Annotated in this window: 14 protein-coding genes and 1 tRNA gene; 2 read left to right on the top strand and 13 right to left on the bottom strand. The window is 67.6% G+C overall.

Translation table 11 applies throughout. The features are described from left to right. Positions 1 to 150: 150 nt before the first annotated feature. The 5 genes from cyoD to QE438_RS02980 all read right to left on the bottom strand — a co-directional run bounded on the left by cyoD (position 151) and on the right by QE438_RS02980 (position 4,655). Positions 151 to 495 (bottom strand): cytochrome o ubiquinol oxidase subunit IV, encoded by a 345-nt coding sequence (cyoD, locus tag QE438_RS03000; RefSeq protein WP_130519062.1) that lies wholly within the window; start codon positions 493 to 495, stop codon positions 151 to 153. Further along, positions 495 to 1,118: a cytochrome o ubiquinol oxidase subunit III gene (gene cyoC / locus QE438_RS02995; RefSeq protein ID WP_130519064.1), complete on the bottom strand. Its 624-nt coding sequence runs from the start codon at positions 1,116 to 1,118 to the stop codon at positions 495 to 497. Before cyoC ends, cyoD begins: the two co-directional genes overlap by 1 nt. Position 1,119: 1 nt before the next feature. Continuing rightward, the gene (gene cyoB / locus QE438_RS02990) at positions 1,120 to 3,117 is read right to left on the bottom strand and encodes a cytochrome o ubiquinol oxidase subunit I (RefSeq protein ID WP_130519321.1); all 1,998 of its coding nucleotides are present in this window, start codon (positions 3,115 to 3,117) and stop codon (positions 1,120 to 1,122) included. 2 nt (positions 3,118 to 3,119) lie between these two features. Continuing rightward, positions 3,120 to 4,205 (bottom strand): ubiquinol oxidase subunit II, encoded by a 1,086-nt coding sequence (cyoA, locus tag QE438_RS02985; RefSeq protein WP_306992667.1) that lies wholly within the window; start codon positions 4,203 to 4,205, stop codon positions 3,120 to 3,122. 374 nt (positions 4,206 to 4,579) lie between these two features. Continuing rightward, positions 4,580 to 4,655 (bottom strand) — tRNA-Thr (locus QE438_RS02980). 168 nt (positions 4,656 to 4,823) lie between these two features. On the opposite strand from QE438_RS02980, the gene QE438_RS02975 reads away from it, so the two are divergent. Next, positions 4,824 to 5,798 carry a Dyp-type peroxidase gene (locus QE438_RS02975; RefSeq protein WP_306992669.1) on the top strand — a complete coding sequence of 325 codons (975 nt, stop codon included), beginning with the start codon at positions 4,824 to 4,826 and terminating at the stop codon, positions 5,796 to 5,798. Positions 5,799 to 5,807: 9 nt separating this feature from the next. Here QE438_RS02975 and ispH read toward each other — a convergent pair whose 3' ends face one another. The 5 genes from ispH to murJ form a co-directional block, all read right to left on the bottom strand. Continuing rightward, on the bottom strand, positions 5,808 to 6,758 hold the full coding sequence (gene ispH / locus QE438_RS02970) for a 4-hydroxy-3-methylbut-2-enyl diphosphate reductase (protein ID WP_306992671.1): 951 nt from the start codon (positions 6,756 to 6,758) through the stop codon (positions 5,808 to 5,810). 57 nt (positions 6,759 to 6,815) lie between these two features. Then, a complete protein-coding gene (lspA, locus tag QE438_RS02965; RefSeq protein WP_130534779.1) occupies positions 6,816 to 7,358 on the bottom strand; it encodes a signal peptidase II in 543 nt (180 codons plus the stop codon). After that, positions 7,349 to 10,180, bottom strand: coding sequence for an isoleucine--tRNA ligase (gene ileS, locus QE438_RS02960; RefSeq protein ID WP_306992675.1), 2,832 nt, complete (start codon positions 10,178 to 10,180; stop codon positions 7,349 to 7,351). Before ileS ends, lspA begins: the two co-directional genes overlap by 10 nt. A gap of 75 nt (positions 10,181 to 10,255) precedes the next feature. Continuing rightward, positions 10,256 to 11,206 (bottom strand): bifunctional riboflavin kinase/FAD synthetase, encoded by a 951-nt coding sequence (locus tag QE438_RS02955; RefSeq protein WP_306992677.1) that lies wholly within the window; start codon positions 11,204 to 11,206, stop codon positions 10,256 to 10,258. Positions 11,207 to 11,305: 99 nt separating this feature from the next. After that, a complete protein-coding gene (gene murJ / locus QE438_RS02950) occupies positions 11,306 to 12,898 on the bottom strand; it encodes a murein biosynthesis integral membrane protein MurJ (RefSeq protein ID WP_307184152.1) in 1,593 nt (530 codons plus the stop codon). 119 nt (positions 12,899 to 13,017) lie between these two features. Between murJ and rpsT the strand changes: the two genes are divergently transcribed. Next, positions 13,018 to 13,287 (top strand): 30S ribosomal protein S20, encoded by a 270-nt coding sequence (gene rpsT / locus QE438_RS02945; protein WP_130519121.1) that lies wholly within the window; start codon positions 13,018 to 13,020, stop codon positions 13,285 to 13,287. Between the two features lie 269 nt (positions 13,288 to 13,556). On the opposite strand, the gene obgE is transcribed toward rpsT, so the two are convergent. From obgE to rplU, 3 genes are all read right to left on the bottom strand, one after another. Then, the gene (gene obgE / locus QE438_RS02940; RefSeq protein ID WP_306992681.1) at positions 13,557 to 14,624 is read right to left on the bottom strand and encodes a GTPase ObgE; all 1,068 of its coding nucleotides are present in this window, start codon (positions 14,622 to 14,624) and stop codon (positions 13,557 to 13,559) included. 200 nt (positions 14,625 to 14,824) lie between these two features. Then, positions 14,825 to 15,085, bottom strand: coding sequence for a 50S ribosomal protein L27 (gene rpmA, locus QE438_RS02935; RefSeq protein ID WP_130519125.1), 261 nt, complete (start codon positions 15,083 to 15,085; stop codon positions 14,825 to 14,827). A 12-nt stretch (positions 15,086 to 15,097) separates the two neighbouring features. Continuing rightward, complete coding sequence (rplU, locus tag QE438_RS02930; RefSeq protein ID WP_130519127.1) at positions 15,098 to 15,421, bottom strand: 50S ribosomal protein L21; 324 nt, start codon at positions 15,419 to 15,421, stop codon at positions 15,098 to 15,100. Positions 15,422 to 15,676: the final 255 nt, after the last annotated feature.

Here is a 15,676-nt window from a genome sequence, read left to right as displayed (position 1 = left end):
ACGAGGATGAGGCCAGGGCGGCAACCCTCGATGCTATCCCCTGTCGGCCACCTGACGTTCCTGCCATTGGTCACGGTCGCCAGCCTTCCGCCCACGAAAAAGGCCGCCCAAGGAGCGGCCTGTTCGTGACGCAGCGGAAGCCCGGAGGCCTCAGTGCATCATGTTCGCGTTCATGTTGTGCAGCACCCACAGCGAACCGACGATCACGATGCCGATCACCACCACCGTGGAGATGAACACCATCGCGTTGCTGCGCTGGGCCGGCGTCAGGTCCATGTGCAGGAAGTACACCAGGTGCACCACGATCTGCACCGCCGCGCACAGCGCGGCGATGGCGGCGGTGACGCCGGCCGGGAAGAAGCCGCTCATCGCCAGGCCGAACGGGATCACCGTCAGGATCACCGCCCAGACGAAGCCGATCAGATAGGACTTCACGCTGCCGTGGCCGGCCGCCTCGTGGGCGTGGTCATGGGAAGAATGGACAGGACCGCTCATCACAGGGCTCCCAGCAGATAGACGACGGTAAACACACCGATCCAGATGATGTCCAGGAAGTGCCAGAACAGGCTCAGGCAGGACAGACGGGTCATCACGCGCGGCGTCAGGCCCTTGGTCAGGACCTGGATCACCAGCACCGCCATCCACAGGATGCCGGCGGTCACGTGCAGACCGTGGGTGGCCACCAGGGTGAAGAACGCCGACAGGAACGCGCTGCGCCCCGGGCCCGCGCCCTCCTCGATCAGGTGGTGGAACTCGTAGAGCTCCATCCCGAGGAAGCCGGCACCGAACAGGAAGGTGATGAACAGCCAGCCCAGCAACTGTCCCTTGCTGCCCTTGTGCGCGCCGATCATCGCCAGGCCGAAGGTCAGGCTGGAGAACAGCAGCAGGAAGGTCTCGACCAGCACGAACTTCAGGTCGAACAGCTCTTTGGCCGTGGGGCCATCGACCGTGGCGCCGGACAGGACCGCGTAGGTGGCGAACAGCCCTGCGAAGATCAGGCAGTCGCTCATCAGGTAGATCCAGAAGCCGAACACCGAATTGGCGCCGGCATCGTGGTGCCCGTGGTCGTGGGCGTGCGCGTCGTGGTGCGCGTGACTCATGGTGTTGCTCGCGGACATGTCAGAGGGCCCCCGTCTTGGCGGCACGCAGGCGGTCAAGCTGGTCGTAGCGCGCGTTCTCGATGCGCGCCACCTCGGCGGCCGGCACGTAGTAGTCGATGTCGTCGTCGAAGGCACGCACCAGGAAGCTGCCGATCATGCCGACCAGGCCGATGATGGCCATCCACCAGATGTGCCAGATCATGCCGAAGCCCAGCAGCACGCTGAAGGCACCCATCCACACGCCGATGGCGGTGTTGCGCGGCATGTGGATGTCCTCGAAGTGGGTCGGACGCTGGTAGGCGGTACCGGCCTCCTTGTCACGCCAGTGCTGGTCCAGGCCATTGACCTTGGGCAGGTGGGCGAAGTTGTAGAACGGCGCCGGCGAGGACGTGGCCCACTCCAGCGTGCGGCCATCCCACGGGTCGCCGGTCAGGTCGGGGTTTTCCTTGCGCTTGATGATGCTCCAGGCGATCTGGACGATGTTCAGGAAGATGCCGCAGCCGATGATCACCGCACCGCCGGCCGCCACCATCAGCCACGGGGTCCACTCCGGGTTGTTGTAGCTGTTCAGGCGACGGGTCATGCCCAGGAAGCCCAGCACGTACAGCGGCATGAAGGCGACGAAGAAGCCGACGATCCAGCACCAGAACGAGGCCTTGCCCAGCTTGTCGATGAGCTTGAAGCCGAACGCCTTGGGGAACCAGTAGGTCAGGCCGCACAGGCAGCCGAACACCACGCCGCCGATGATCACGTTGTGGAAGTGGGCGATCAGGAACAGCGAGTTGTGCAGCACGAAGGACACCGCCGGGATCGCCATCATCACGCCGGTCATGCCGCCGATGGTGAAGGTGACCATGAAGCCCACCGTCCAGTACATCATCGAGGTCATCTGCAGACGACCGCGGAACATGGTGAACAGCCAGTTGAAGATCTTCACGCCCGTGGGCACCGCGATGATCATCGTGGTGATGCCGAAGAACGCGTTGACGTTGGCGCCCGAGCCCATCGTGAAGAAGTGGTGCAGCCACACGATGAAGGACAGCAGGCCGATGCAGCTGGTGGCCCACACCATCGAGGTGTAGCCGAACAGCGGCTTGCGCGAGAACGTGGACACCACCTCGGAGAACACGCCGAAGCACGGCAGGATCAGGATGTAGACCTCCGGGTGGCCCCAGATCCAGATCAGGTTGATGTACATCATGGCGTTGCCGCCACCGTCGTTGGTGAAGAAGTGCGTGCCCAGGTAGCGGTCGGCGGTGAGCAGGGCCAGCGAGACGGTGAGGAACGGGAACGCGGCGATCATCAGGATGTTGGTGATCAGCGCGGTCCAGGTGAAGATCGGCATGTGCATCAGCTTCATGCCCGGCGCGCGCATCTTGAGGATGGTCACCAGGAAGTTGATGCCGGTCAGCGTCGTGCCCAGGCCCGAGATCTGCAGGGCCCAGATGTAGTAGTCGACCCCGACCCCGGGACTGTATTGCAGCCCCGACAGCGGCGGGAACGCCAGCCAGCCGGTCTGGGCGAACTCGCCCACGAACAGCGACAGCATGATCAGCACCACGCCGGCCACGAACAGCCAGAAGCTCAGCGAGTTCAGGAACGGGAACGCCACATCGCGCGCGCCGATCTGCAGCGGCACCACCAGGTTCATCAGGCCGGTGATGAACGGCATGGCCATGAAGAAGATCATGATCACGCCGTGCGCGGTGAAGATCTGATCGTAGTGATGCGGCGGCAGGATGCCGGCGCCGCCGTCATGGGCCAGCGCCAGCTGGGTGCGCATCATGATCGCGTCGGCGAAGCCGCGCAGCAGCATGACCAGCGCCACGAAGATGTACATCACGCCGATCTTCTTGTGGTCGACCGAGGTCAGCCACTCGCGCCACAACCAGCCCCACTTCTTGTAGTAGGTCATCAGCGCCAGCACGACCAGGCCGCCCAGCGCGGTACCGGCAAAGGTCGCGATCAGGATCGGCTCGTGGTACGGGATCGCCTCGAGCGTCAGTTTACCGAACAACATTAGTGCGTCTCCTGCGGATTGCGCGTCTCACCCGCCGGCGCCTTGGCGTCGTCGTGGTGCATGTGCTCCATGCCGGGCATGGCGTCCATGGACTGCATGTCGTGACCGTCGTGCGCATCGCCGGCGGGCGCGCCGGGCGGTGCATGATCGCCCGCGTGGGCGTCGGCCTGCTGCGCGGCCTCGGTGCCCGGCTCGGCCGGGTTGTCCATGCCGAGCATCTTGTGCCCGCCCTTGCCGTGCGAGCCCATCATGTACTTGGCGATGATGCCGTTGAACAGCTCAGGCTTGACCGAGGCGTAGTAGATCGGCGCCACGTTCTCGCTGGGCTTGGCCAGCTCGGCGTAGGACGCGTCGTCGAGCGTCCTGCCCGAGGCCCTGGCCTTGGCGATCCAGGCCTCGAAGCCCGCCTGATCGGTGGAGATCGCCTTGAACTGCATGCCCGAGAAGCCCTGGCCGCTGTAGTGCGAGGACATGCCGCGCAGATCGCCCTGCTCGTTGGCGATCAGGTGCAGCTTGGTCTCCATGCCCGCCATCGAATAGATCATCGTCCCCAGCTCGGGGATGAAGAAGGCGTTCATCACCGAGTCGGAGGTGATGCGGAAGTTGAGCGGCGTCTTCTCCGGGAAGGCCATCTCGTTGACGGCCGCCACGTTCTGCTCGGGATAGATGAACAGCCACTTCCAGTCCAGCGACACCGCCTGGATCGTCACCGGCGGCACGTCCGAGTCCAGCGGACGGTACGGATCCAGCGCGTGCGAGGAGCGCCACACCAGCACACCCAGCACCGTGATGATCACGCACGGGATGGCCCAGACCACGATCTCGATCGGCGTGGAGTGGTGCCACTCGGGCTCGTAGCGGTTCTGCTTGGAGGCCCGGTAGCGATAGGCGAACACCAGCGCCATCACGATCACCGGCACCACCACCAGCAGCATCAGCACCGTGCAGGTGACGAGCAGGTTGCGCTCGTCGATGCCGATCTGCCCCTTGGGGTTCAGGATGGCGGACTGGCACCCGCCGAGAAAAAGCACACTTGCCAGCAAGACCCATGGACGCAGTCGTCCAGGAAGCTTCAGCAGGGACATGGTCTATCCAGTTGCGAGAAGAAATCGGCTACCTAGACGGACGGTCGGCTGGCCGACCGCCCGCGACACAGGCCGCGCGTGGGCTGCCGCACAGGCGCCCGGACGCTGGCAGAGCCTGCGCTAGAACCGCACTATCTTATGCTGCCAAGCAACATCAAGGAATCCCTCGGCCGACGCGATTGCGTCAGTCGGCCGCGATCTCGCCGACCGCGCTCGTGTGATCCATATCCCAACGCGGATGTCGGCGCCGCGCCGGCCGCTCGCGGCATGCTCCGATGCTACGCCTGTCGGCGTGTCGCGCTGTCGACACGGTGCGCATGAACACGCAAAAGAAAGGCCCCGCCAACGCTGCGACGGAGCCTTCAGAATGACCTTGGTGCCGGAAACAGGAGTCGAACCTGCGACCTACGCATTACGAATGCGCCGCTCTACCAACTGAGCTATTCCGGCGGGGAGGGCGAATTCTAGGGACCGTGCCGCTTCCGGTCAATTGAGCCGGCGGGCACGATCGTGTCCAGCGGCGCTGCCGCTGCGCGACGCGGGGCGCGGGACGCGGCATCATCGCCGTGGACGCGCCCTCGGCGCCCTGCCCCGCTCTCGCCGCCGCAAGGAGCCGCCATGCCCGCCCGCACCACCGCCGCTTCGTCCGACGCCATGCCTGCCGGCGCCGAGCCGCAGGCCATCGACGCGCCGCTGTCCATCGCCGCGACGTTCCTGGTGCTCAACGTCAAGGACACGCCGCAGGCGCAGGCGGCCGTGCGCGCCACGCTCGGCGCCACCGGCGATCTGATCAAGACCATCACCAGCCGCGACCTCAGCCGTGGCTTCACCTGCAATGTCGGCATCGGGTCGCGGGTCTGGGAGGCGCTGACCGGGCTGTCCAAGCCGCGCGAGCTGCATCCTTTCAGGGAGATCCGCGGCGCGGCCCACACCGCCGTCTCCACGCCGGGCGACCTGCTCTACCACCTGCGCGCGCCCACGCTGGACCTGATCGTGGAGTTCGAGAAGCTGCTGCTGCAGGCCTTCGGCGATGCGGTCGAGCCGGTCGATGAAGTCAGCGGCTTCCGTTACTTCGACGGGCGCGATCTGCTCGAGTTCGTGGACGGCACGGCCAATCCGGACGGGCTGGCGCTGCCGCAGGCCACGCTGGTGGGCCAGGAGGATCCGGACCACGTCGGCGGCAGCTACGTGGTGATCCAGAAGTACCTGCACGACCTGGACGCCTGGCGCGCGCAGCAGGTCGAGGCACAGGAGGCGATCATCGGGCGCAGGAAGTTCGACAACACCGAGCTGCCGGACGCCCCGGCGCCGGCGCAGAAATCGCACAAGACGCTGTGCACGATCAGCGATGCGCAGGGCGAGCACGACATCCTGCGCGACAACATGCCTTTCGCCTCGCCGGCGCGCGGCGAGTACGGCACCTACTTCATCGGCTACACGCGCCATCTGTGGGTGATCGAGAAGATGCTCGAGCGCATGTTCATCGGCGACCCGGCGCCGCTGCACGACCGCATCCTGGACTTCTCCACCGCCCAGACGGGGGTAGTGTTCTTCGTGCCGGCACGCGCGGTGCTGGACGCGATGGGCGACTGACCGCGCCGGTCAGTCCACCAGCTGCAGGCGCAGCTCTTTGGGCAGGGCGAAGACCATGCTCTCCGGCTCGCCGGCCAGCTCGCTGACGTCGTTGGCGCCCAGCTCGCGCAGGCGCGCGATCACACCGTCGATCAGCACGTCCGGCGCCGAGGCGCCGGCGGTCACCCCGACCCTGCGCTTGCCGGCGATCCAGCGCGGATCGATCTCCTGCGCGCCATCGATCAGATACGCCTCCACGCCGTCGCGCTGGGCGAGCTCGCGCAGGCGGTTGGAGTTGGAGCTGTTGGGCGAGCCGACCACCAGCACCAGGTCGCATTCGCGCGCCAGGTCGCGCACGGCGTCCTGGCGGTTCTGCGTGGCGTAGCAGATGTCGTCGTTCTTCGGCCCCTGCATCGCCGGGAAACGGGCGCGCAGCGCCTCGATGATGCCGACCGTGTCGTCCACCGACAGCGTGGTCTGGGTGGTATAGGCGAAGTTGTCCGGCTGCTCGATCTGCAGCGTGGCGACATCGTCGATGTCCTCCACCAGGTAGATGCGCCCGGTACCGCGTTCGCGGTCCCACTGGCCCATCGTACCCTCGACCTCCGGATGGCCGGCGTGGCCGATCAGCACCACGTCGCGTCCGGCGCGGCAGTGGCGCGCCACTTCCAGGTGGACCTTGGTCACCAGTGGGCAGGTCGCATCGAAGACCTTCAGTCCGCGTCGGCCGGCCTCGGCGCGCACGGCCTGGGACACGCCGTGGGCGCTGAAGATGACGGTGTTGTGGTCCGGCACCTCGTCCAGTTCCTCGACGAAGATCGCGCCGCGGCGCTTGAGGTCGTCGACCACGAAGCGGTTGTGCACCACCTCATGGCGCACGTAGATCGGCGCGCCCAGGGTCTCGATGGCGCGCTTGACGATCTCGATGGCGCGGTCGACACCGGCACAGAAACCGCGGGGATTGGCGAGCAGGACGTCCATGGCAGGCAGTGTAGAGGAGTGAGGGGAAAGGAACGCGTAACAGCGGTCCCGTGGGCCCTACGGCTTCTCCGTGGCCCGCGCCTCGGCCCCGCCCTTCTTGCTCAGCCCGAACAGCGCAATACCCACCGCGCCGCAGACGATGGCCGAGTCGGCGATGTTGAACGAGGGCCAATAGTGGTCGCCCACGTACCACTGGATGAAATCGACCACATGGCCGTGCATCAGCCGGTCGATCACGTTACCCAGCGCACCGCCGATGACCAGCGCGTACGGCAGGGCCACGCGCCAGTCGCCGCGCGGCGTGCGCGACAGCCACCAGCCCAGCAGGCCGCACACGCCCAGCGCCAGCGCCGTGAAGAACCAGATCTGCCAGCCGCCGGCGTTGCTGAGGAAGCTGAAGGCCGCGCCGGTGTTGTAGGTGCGGTACCAGTTCCAGAAGCCGTCGATCACCTTGACCGCCTGGAACTCCGGCAGGCTGGTCAGCACCCAGGCCTTGGACCACTGGTCCAGGCCGATGACCACGGCCGACAGCAGCAGCCAGATCAGTGCCGAGGGCTGCCGCGTCGCGGCGCCCGGGTGCTGCGCTTGGTTCAGAACCATTGCCGGTCCTCCCCCGCGCCATCGACATTGTCCACGCAGCGCCCGCACAGCTCAGGATGGGCGGCGTAGGCACCGACGTCGGCGCGGCGCTGCCAGCAGCGCACGCACTTGGGCTTGTCGGTCGGCTGGGCGCTGACGAAGAGCGCCTCGGCGCTGGCCTCGCGCACGGTGACATCGCCGCTGATGAACAGGAAGCGCAGCTCATCGGCCAGCGGCTGCCAGCGCGCGGCGGTGGCCGCGTCGGCGGCGATGGCGATCTCCGCGTCCAGCGCCGCGCCGATCGCGCCGCTGGCGCGCATCGGTTCGAGCACCTTGGCCACCTGCTCGCGCAAGGCCAGCAGCGCGTCGAAGTCGGCCTCGCCCAGCTTGGCATCCGGCGGCAGCGGCGCCAGGCCGTCGTACCAGGTGGTGAACAGCACGTTGTCCAGGCGGTTGCCGGGCAGGTAGCCCCACATCTCGTCGGCGGTGAAGCTCAGGATCGGCGCGATCCAGCGCACGAAGGCTTCGGCGATGCGGTACATCGCGCTCTGCGCGCTGCGGCGGCCGCGCGAATCCTCCTGCATCGTGTACAGGCGATCCTTGGTCACGTCCAGGTACAGCGAGCCCAGGTCGACGCTGCAGAAGTTCAGCAGCGCCTGCACGATGGCCGGCAGGTCGTAGCGCGCATAGGCGGCCTCGATCTTCTCCTGCAGCTGCCAGGCGCGATGCACGATCCAGCGATCCAGCGCGACCATGTCGTCCAGCTCACGCAGGTGCACGGCCGGGTCGAAGCCATGCAGATTGCCCAGCAGGAAGCGCGCGGTGTTGCGGATGCGGCGGTAGGCGTCCGCGTTGCGCTTGAGGATCTCCTGCGACAGCGACATCTCGTTGCTGTAGTCGGCGCTGGCGATCCACAGGCGCAGGATGTCCGCGCCCAGGGTCTTCATGATGTCCTGCGGCTCGATGCCGTTGCCCAGCGACTTGGACATCTTGCGGCCGTGCTCGTCCACGGTGAAGCCGTGGGTCAGGCAGTGCCGGTACGGCGCGGCCTTGTCGATGGCCACGCCGGTGAGCAGCGAGGACTGGAACCAGCCGCGATGCTGGTCGCTGCCTTCCAGGTACAGGTCGGCGGGCTTGCCGAAGCCGCGCTCCAGCAGCACGCCCTCGTGGCTCACGCCCGAGTCGAACCAGACATCGAGGATGTCGGTGACCTTCTCGTAGTCGGCGGCCGCATCGCCGAGCAGTTCGGCCGGATCCAGGTCGTACCAGGCGTCCACGCCGGCCTGCTCCACCTTCAGCGCCACCTGCTCCATCAGCGCGACGCTGTCCGGATGCGGCAGGCCGGTCTCGCGGTGCATGAACAAGGCGATCGGCACGCCCCAGGTGCGCTGGCGCGAGATCGTCCAGTCCGGGCGGCCCTCGACCATGCCGGCGATGCGCGCGCGGCCCCATTCGGGATACCACTTCACCGCATCGATGGCCTTGAGCGCATCGCTGCGCAGGTTGGCCTGGTCCATCGAGATGAACCACTGCGGCGTGGCGCGGAACACCACCGGTGTCTTGTGCCGCCAGCAGTGCGGATAGCTGTGGGTCAGCGGATGGAAGGCCAGCAGCGCACCATTGCCGCGCAGGCCTTCGACGATGGCGTCGTTGGCTTTCCAGATGTGCTGGCCGGCCAGCGCCATCTCGCCGAACGGCGGCGTGGACGGCAGGTAGACGCCGCGTCCGTCGACCGGGGTGATCTGCGCGGCAGTGTAGCGATCGACCAGACCATACTTCAGGCAGACCGCGTAGTCCTCCTGGCCGTGGCCGGCCGCGGTATGGACCGCGCCGGTGCCGTCCTCGGCGGAAACGTGATCGCCCAGGATCAGCGGGATGTCACGCTCGGCGTAAAACGGATGGCCCAGCAGCAGGCCTTCCAGCGCGGCGCCCTTGCCACGACCGTGCACCACCACCTCGGACACGCCGTAGCGCGCCAGAGCGCGCGCGGCCAGCGCCTCGGCCACGACCAGCCAGCGCGGGGCGCCGTCGCGGGCCGGGCCTTCGACCAGCACGTAGTCCAGCTCCGGGCCCAGGCTCACCGCCAGCGAGGCCGGCAGCGTCCACGGCGTGGTGGTCCAGATCGGCACGGCCACCTCGGTCCCGGCCGGCGCCTGCGCGCCGAACGCCGCGGCCAGGGCCTGCGGATCGCGCGCGGCATAGCCCACGTCGACCGCCGGGGAGACCTTGTCCTGGTACTCGATCTCGGCCTCGGCCAGGGCCGAGCCGCAGTCGAAGCACCAGTGCACCGGCTTGGCGCCGCGCACCAGATGGCCGTTGGCGACGATCTTGGCCAGCGCGCGGATCTCGTCGGCCTCGAAGCGGAAGTTCAGCGTCTTGTACGGATGGTCCCAGTCGCCGATTACGCCCAGGCGCTTGAAGTCCTTGCGCTGCAGGTCGATCTGCTCCTCGGCGTACTCGCGGCACTTCTGCCGGAACGCGCGCGCGTCCAGCTTGGTGCCCACCTTGCCCCACTTCTTCTCCACCGCGATTTCGATCGGCAGGCCGTGGCAGTCCCAGCCCGGCACGTAGGGCGCATCGAAGCCGGCCAGATAGCGCGACTTGACGATGATGTCCTTGAGGATCTTGTTGACCGCGTGGCCCAGATGGATGGCGCCGTTGGCGTAGGGCGGGCCGTCGTGCAGCACGAACAACGGCCGGCCCTTGGCGTTGGCGCGCAGCTGCGCGTACAGATCCTGGTCGTACCAGCGCTTGAGCGTGTCCGGCTCGCGCTTGGGCAGGTCCCCGCGCATGGGGAACTCCGTGGCCGGCAGATGCAGGGTGGCTTTGTAGTCGGTACTCACAGGTGGCGGTTCTCTGCGGCTATGCGGGGAGGCCTGCGCGGCGCCACGCGGGCCTGGATTCAAGAAGATGGTCGTTCAGGCCGTGGCCCGCAGGCGTTCGGCGGACAGCAGTCGGCGGGCGTTGGCGGCGTCGCGCTGCATCTGTTCGGTCAGCGCCTCCAGGCCGTCGAATTTTTCCTCGTCGCGCAGCTTGGCGACGAATTCCACGCGCAGGTGGCGCCCATAGAGGTCGCCGCTGAAGTCGAACAGATGCGCCTCCAGCAGCGGCTCCACGCCCTCCACGGTGGGCCGGGTGCCGAAGCTGGACACCGACGGCCACGGCCGCTCGGTCAGCCCATGCACCCAGGTCGCGTAGATGCCGCTCAGCGCCGGCGTCTTGGGGAAGCGCAGGTTGGCGGTGGGGAAGCCCAGCGTGCGGCCCAGCTGCTTGCCGCGCACCACCCGCCCGCCGATGGCGTACGGGTGGCCGAGCAGGCGCTCCGCATGGATGAAGTCGCCCTGGCGCAGCGCGGCGCGGATGCGGGTGGAGGACACGCGCTCGCCATCGGCGCAGTGCACCGGCTCGATCTGGCCCGCGACGAAGCCCAGCTCCGCGCCCATCGCCTGCAGCAGCGCCACATCGCCGCCGCGCTTGTGGCCGAAGCGGAACTCCGGCCCGATCCACACCTCGCGCGCGGCCAGGCGCCCGACCAGCAGCGTGTGCACGAAGTCCTGCGCCGACATCGCGGTCATGCGCTGGTTGAAGCGCAGCAGGCCGATGCGGTCGGCCCCGCCCTGGAGCAGGCCTTCGACCTTGGCGCGCGGCAGGCTCAGGCGCGGCGGCGGGTCCTGCGGCTGGAAGAACTCACGCGGCAGCGGTTCGAAACTCACCGCCACCAGCGGCAGCCCCAGCGCGCGGGCGCGCGCCTGGGCATGGCGCAGCAGCGCACGGTGGCCCAGGTGCAGGCCATCGAAGGCGCCGATGCACACCACACTGCCACCCGGGGTCAGTACCCCGCCTTCGATGTCACGGAACAGCCTGCTCATCGGGATTGGGCGATCGGGCGGCCAGACGAGGCCGCCCAGGAAATCTCTGGGGAAACCCGTGAAGTATAGCCGTCAGGCGCAGGCGCAAGGCCCACCGACTCAGTGCCCACGCAGGTCGCGCGGTCGCAGGCCCAGCGCGACCTGCACCACGGCGTAGGTGAGCCCGCCGGCCGCGACCAGGCCCAGCAGACCGAGGACGCGCGTCAGCTTGGGCAGCAAGGTGAAATCGGGAAGCCAGTGCAGCCCGGCGCCGACCACCGCGGCCATCGCCGCGCACGCCAGCAGCAGCCGCAGGACGAAGCCGCCCCAGCCCGCGCGGCGCTGATACACCCCGGCGCGGCGCAGCCACATCCACAGCAGGCCCAGGTTGATGTAGCTCGCCACCGCGCTGGCGATGCCCAGGGCCAGATGCAGACCGGGCGTCCGCGCCAGCGCCTCGGTCACGCCCAGCGCGCGCACCTCCGGCTTGACCATCAGCTGGTACAGCAGCGCCAGGAACAGCAGGTTCAGCACCATGTTGGACACCAGCGCCACGATGCCGGCGCGGACCGGGGTGGTGGTGTCCTGGCGGGCGTAGAAGGCCGGCAGCACGATCTTGAGCAGGGCGAAGGCCGGCAGGCCGAAGCTCAGCCCGAACACCGACATGGCCGCCATATGCGTATCGAAGGCGGTGAACTTGCCGTACTGGAACAGCGTGGCCACCAGCGGCACGCTCAGCAGCATCAGGCCCACCGCCGCCGGCACGGCGATCAGCAGGGTCGTGCGCAGGCCCCAGTCCAGCGCCGCGGAGAATCCGGCGGCGTCGGTCTTGACGTGGTGGCGCGAGAGCGCCGGCAGGATCACCGTGCCCAGCGCCACGCCGAACACGCCCAGCGGCAGCTCCAGGAAACGGTCGGCCTGGGAAAGCCAGCTCTGCGAGCCGGCGAACAGGAACGAGGCGATCACCGTATCCAGCAGCAGGTTGATCTGCGCCACCGACGAGCCGAACAGGGTCGGCACCATCAGCCGCAGCACCCGGCGCACGTCCGGATGCGACCAGCCCCAGCGCGGCAGGGTCAGCAGATCGATCCCGCGCAGCGCCGGCAGCTGGAACAGCAGCTGCAGCGCGCCGGCCGCCAGCACCGCCCAGCCCAGCGCCAGGATCGACATGCCCATCAGCGGCGCCAGCCACAGCGCGCCGGCGATCATGCACAGGTTGAGGATCACCGGCGTCAGCGCCGGGATGGCGAAGCGGTTGAAGCTGTTCAGCGCCCCGCCCGCCAGGGCGGTCAGCGAGACGAAAAGCAGGAACGGAAAGGTCAGCCGCAGCAGGTCCACGATCAGGCCGAACTTGGCCGGGTCATCGGCCGAGCCGGGGTTGAACACCATCGCCACCTGCGGGGTGAAGATCAGCCCCAGCGCGGTCACCAGCAGCAGCACCCCGCCGAGCGTGCCCGACACGCTGGCCATCAGCGTGCGCAGGTCGGCATGCGGCCGGGTTTCCTTGACCTCGGTGAACACGGGCACGAAGGCCGTGGAGAACGAGCCTTCGGCGAACAGCCGGCGCAGGAAGTTGGGGATGCGGAACGCCACCCAGAACGCGTCGGTCACCGCATTGGCGCCGAAGCTGGCGGCGATGGCCTGGTCCCGCACCAGCCCCAGCACCCGCGAGATCATCGTCATGCTGCTGAACGACAGCAGCCCTTTCAGCATTTTCGGTGTGCTCACGCCCTACCCCAGGCCATGTGGTTGACGCAAGTCCTTGAACAGCCCATAATTTCCCGTTCGTTTTTCCGCCCGCCGTCAACCCCAAGTCTTCTCAGGATCCCAACGTGGCCAATATCAAGTCCGCCAAGAAGCGCGCCAAGCAGACCGTCGTGCGCAACGCGCGCAACGTCGCTCAGCGCTCCATGCTGCGCACCGCCGTCAAGAAAGTCATCAAGGCCCTCGACGCCAACGATGCCGCCGGCGCCGAAGCCGCCTTCGCCACCGCCCAGCCGCTGCTGGACCGTTTCAGCTCGCGTGGCCTGATCCACAAGAACAAGGCCGCCCGTCATAAGAGCCGCCTCACCGCGCGCATCAAGGCCCTCAAGGCCGCTTGACGCTCCACTGACGGCAAGGGCAACAGGAAACCCGGCTTCGGCCGGGTTTTTTGTTGCCCACGGATTGCCGCAGACAACAGCCAGGCGTCCCCGTAGAGCGGAGCTTGCTCCGCTGAAGCTTGCCCAGGATTGTCCGTCGCCCGCCTGTTCCAGAAGCGCTGCTCCCATGTGCGAAGCAAGCAAGAGCAGCGGAGCGAGCTCCGCTCTACACAGGCGGACACCGCCCGATTCCGGCGTTGGATGCGTCACGGCCATGCCTCCCGCGAGACCTAGCCGGCGTTCTGCGCAGCCTCGAGCGCCTCTTCGCGCTGGCGGTCGAAGAAGGCCATGATCGCCTGCATGATCGGCCAGGTGCCCTCGCGCGAGATCGCCGAGGTCACATACCACGGACCGGTGCAGCCCAGTTCCTCGATGACTGCCTTGGCGCGCTCGGCGGCCTCGTCCTCGAACATCAGGTCGGCCTTGTTGAGCACCAGCCAGCGCGGCTTCTCCAGCAGCTCCGGGTCGTGCTTGCGCAGCTCGCGCTCGATGGCGCGCACCTGCTCGGCCGGCGAGACGGTCACGCCGGTGTCGGCGAAGGCCTCGTCCACCGGCGCCATGTCCACCAGGTGCAGCAGCAGGCGGGTGCGCTGCAGGTGGCGCAGGAACTGCGTGCCCAGCCCGGCGCCCTCGGCCGCGCCCTCGATCAGGCCCGGCACGTCGGCGATAACGAAGCTGCGGTGCGGCTCGACGCTGACCACGCCCAGATTTGGATACAGGGTGGTGAACGGATAGTCGGCCACCTTCGGCGTGGCCGCCGACACCGCGCGGATCAGCGTGCTCTTGCCGGCGTTGGGGAAGCCGAGCAGGCCCACGTCGGCCAGCAGCTTGAGCTCGAGCTTCAGCAGGCGCTCCTCGCCCTCCTCGCCCGGCGTCGCCCGGCGCGGGGCGCGGGTGATCGAGGACTTGAAGTGCATGTTGCCCAGCCCGCCCTTGCCGCCGCGCGCCACCAGCAGGCGGTCGCCGTGCGTGGTGAGGTCGCCGATCACCTCGTCGGTACCGACGTTGACCACCATCGTGCCGACCGGCACGGTGATGGTCAGGTCCTCGCCGGCCTTGCCGTACATCTGCCGACCCATGCCGTTCTCGCCGCGCTGGGCGCGGAAGTTCTTCTGGTGGCGGAAGTCGACCAGCGTGTTGAGGTTCTCGTCGGCCTGCAGCCACACGCTGCCGCCGTTGCCGCCGTCGCCGCCGTCCGGACCACCCAGCGGGATGAACTTCTCGCGCCGGAAGCCGACGCAGCCATTGCCGCCATTGCCGGCGATGACCTGGATTTCCGCTTCGTCTACCAACTTCATGGGATTCGGGATTCGCGATTCGGGATTGGAAAGAACCACCGGACGCCGCAGTTTAGCGACCCCGGCAAAGAACGGAGACAAGGAATCGAAGAACCCGCCGAATCCGCCTTCGCGAATCCCAAATCCCCAATCCCGACATCCCGGCTACAAACGAAAAACCCCGCCGAAGCGGGGCTTTCGCGACGCAGCGACGCGAAGGCTCAGCCCTCGGTCACCACGCTCACGGTGCGACGCTTGGCCGCGCCCTTGACCGAGAAATCGACCTTGCCGTCGACCAGCGCGAACAGCGTGTGGTCGCGGCCCAGGCCGACGCCCGGACCCGGGTGGAACTGCGTGCCGCGCTGACGGACGATGATGTTGCCGGCTTCGATCGCCTGGCCACCATAGACCTTCACGCCCAGCATCTTCGGGTTGGAGTCGCGGCCGTTGCGCGAAGAACCTACGCCCTTTTTATGTGCCATGACTTGCGCTCCTTACTTGTTGTCGCCGGAAGCGTTGATTCCGGTGATCTCGATTTCGGTGTAGTGCTGCCGGTGACCCTGGTGCTTCATGTGGTGCTTGCGGCGGCGGAACTTGATGATCTTCACCTTGTCGGCGCGGCCGTGCGACTTGACCGTCGCGGTGACCGTGGCGCCCTTCAGCGCGTCGCCCAGCTTGATGCCGTCGTCGCTGCCGAGCATCAGCAGGGTGTCGAAGGTGATGGCCTTACCGGCTTCGGCGTCCAGCTTCTCCACGCGCAGGGTCTCGCCCTGCATGACGCGATACTGCTTGCCGCCCGTGACCAGAACTGCGTACATGGGTGCTTCCTCTTTGTGTTGGCTTTTCGTAGTTATTCTCGTGCCTGCCGCCCATCGAGGGGCGGACAGAAGCGGAATGATAGCCGGATCAGTGACTTGGAGCAAGTCACCCCATGCCGTGCCCGCCGGCGGTCCCCGGGGGTCGTCCGGCCGCCCCGGGGCCTTCGGAAATCCGTCAATTGCCCCCATACAGGGGACTCGCTAGGCTGACCGATTCGCGACGGATCGACACGTGCCGGCGCCCTCCCCTTCCTG

It is taken from the genome of Pseudoxanthomonas sp. SORGH_AS_0997 (assembly GCF_031453535.1).
Classification (GTDB): Bacteria; Pseudomonadota; Gammaproteobacteria; order Xanthomonadales; family Xanthomonadaceae; genus Pseudoxanthomonas_A; species Pseudoxanthomonas_A winnipegensis.
This window is presented reverse-complemented; position numbering and strand designations above follow the sequence as displayed.

Coding starts and splice junctions, on each gene's coding strand:
- cyoD (WP_130519062.1), bottom strand. CDS start 495: ATGAGCGGTCCTGTCCATTCTTCCCATGACCACGCCCACGAGGCGGCC.
- QE438_RS02955 (WP_306992677.1), bottom strand. CDS start 11,206: ATGAGCAGGCTGTTCCGTGACATCGAAGGCGGGGTACTGACCCCGGGT.
- murJ (WP_307184152.1), bottom strand. CDS start 12,898: ATGCTGAAAGGGCTGCTGTCGTTCAGCAGCATGACGATGATCTCGCGG.
- lspA (WP_130534779.1), bottom strand. CDS start 7,358: ATGGTTCTGAACCAAGCGCAGCACCCGGGCGCCGCGACGCGGCAGCCC.
- QE438_RS02975 (WP_306992669.1), top strand. CDS start 4,824: ATGCCCGCCCGCACCACCGCCGCTTCGTCCGACGCCATGCCTGCCGGC.
- obgE (WP_306992681.1), bottom strand. CDS start 14,624: ATGAAGTTGGTAGACGAAGCGGAAATCCAGGTCATCGCCGGCAATGGC.
- rplU (WP_130519127.1), bottom strand. CDS start 15,421: ATGTACGCAGTTCTGGTCACGGGCGGCAAGCAGTATCGCGTCATGCAG.
- ispH (WP_306992671.1), bottom strand. CDS start 6,758: ATGGACGTCCTGCTCGCCAATCCCCGCGGTTTCTGTGCCGGTGTCGAC.
- cyoA (WP_306992667.1), bottom strand. CDS start 4,205: ATGTCCCTGCTGAAGCTTCCTGGACGACTGCGTCCATGGGTCTTGCTG.
- rpmA (WP_130519125.1), bottom strand. CDS start 15,085: ATGGCACATAAAAAGGGCGTAGGTTCTTCGCGCAACGGCCGCGACTCC.
- cyoC (WP_130519064.1), bottom strand. CDS start 1,118: ATGTCCGCGAGCAACACCATGAGTCACGCGCACCACGACGCGCACGCC.